Raw genomic sequence first — 1,448 nt, forward strand, 5'->3', positions numbered from 1 at the left:
TAAATGCCCTGCGCCGTGGTACGGGGCAGGTTGTGGACGCCGCTGGCCGTGTACACCCAGCAGACAAAGCCCGAACAGTCAAAGGAGGTGGACGGGCTGGAGCCGCCCCACACATAGGGCCAGCCGATGTACTTTGTGGCTTCTTCCATGAGCGCCGCAAAAGCCGGGTCATCCAGCGCCTCGCCGGGTATCTCATAGCTGGGGCCGGTATCTTCGCCGCCGTTGTAAATCCCTTCCCACAGATAGGGTTTGTTGCCTTTGAGCTGCTGCATAACGGTGTAGATTTCCCGCTGCTGTTCGTTAAGCCTCGGCAGGATCACGGCGGGCAGCGTCTTGTTTGTGAGGGTCACATTTAAGATGTAATACTCATAGGGGACTTCCTCGGTGGTGGTTTCCCCGGTCTCCGGGTCGGTGCTGGTTTCGGTGCGGTAGCGTATCTCGACTTCCTCCGTCAAGGTCAGCTCATACTGTGCCTCGAAGATCTCCCGCAGTTCGTCCTGCACCTGTTCCCGGAAATACACATGGTACTTTGCCGAGAGATAGGATGCCAGCTCATAGGGGTTATGGCCGATCTCGTCCACGGAATAGCGGTACTCGTCATAGCCGGGATGGGTGCTTTCGATGTTCGCTACCGTCTGCGCCAGCTCGTTTTCCAGTGCCGTGTAGTCCTCGTCCACGTCCAGCAGGTCCGTATCCTCCGAGGCGTAGGAGGTGCCGGATAACGCATTGGCAAGGCCGCTGCCAAGCGTGGGAAAGATAGAGCTTACCGCCGACACAAGAAAACAGAGCAGCAACAGCAGGAGCAGGACCAGCACCGCCACGGGATGACGGGTCACAAACTGCGCCGCCCGACGGGTCGCAGTTCCCGAAGCGGCAGCGGTTTTCTTTGCGGCCTTTGCGCCCTGTTTTGCAGCCGCCTTTGCTTCTTTGGAATACCGGCGTTTCAGTTTCCATTTCTGCTGCACACGGGAAAGCGGATTGCTGGCAAGTTCCGGGTGCTCGGAGGCCATCTTTTGAAAATCCACATTGGCCCGGGCTTTTATGTCCTTCCGTTCCCACTTTGCCACCTTCCGGGCTGGGTGTTCCCGCCAGCGGCGTTTGGCATAGCGGGTCAGTTTCCGGGCTCCGGCCTCTGCGGCCAGCTCGGATTTATGGGCTCCTTCCACACCCACATTTTCATGCTCAACTTCGTGGATTTTGTTGTGGAGATAAAACCATGCTTCGGTGCGGGCTCCCCGGACTGCCTTTTTTGCAAGCCCCGGCGGCTTCTTCGCTGCCCGTTTTGCCTCGGTCTTGTCCAGTTTCTCCCGGGCCTTTCCCAGCTTTTCCCCGGCGTGTTCCGCTTTTGCCTGTGCTTTCTGGTACTTGTCCTTTTTGCTCCCGGCCTTCTCGGCGGAGCCCTCCGGCTCCTGTGCCTTGCCGGTATCCTGCGGCCCGCCCGCTTCATC

The 1,448-nt window shown here is 58.9% G+C and carries 1 protein-coding gene; it reads right to left on the bottom strand.

Annotation, left to right across the window (positions count from 1 at the left end):
- Positions 1–1,448: C40 family peptidase (locus H8711_RS13725; RefSeq protein ID WP_249283893.1), on the bottom strand; the 1,448-nt coding region annotated here is incomplete at both ends.

This window comes from Ligaoa zhengdingensis, assembly GCF_014384885.1.
GTDB classification, from domain to species: Bacteria; Bacillota; Clostridia; order Oscillospirales; family Ruminococcaceae; genus Ligaoa; species Ligaoa zhengdingensis.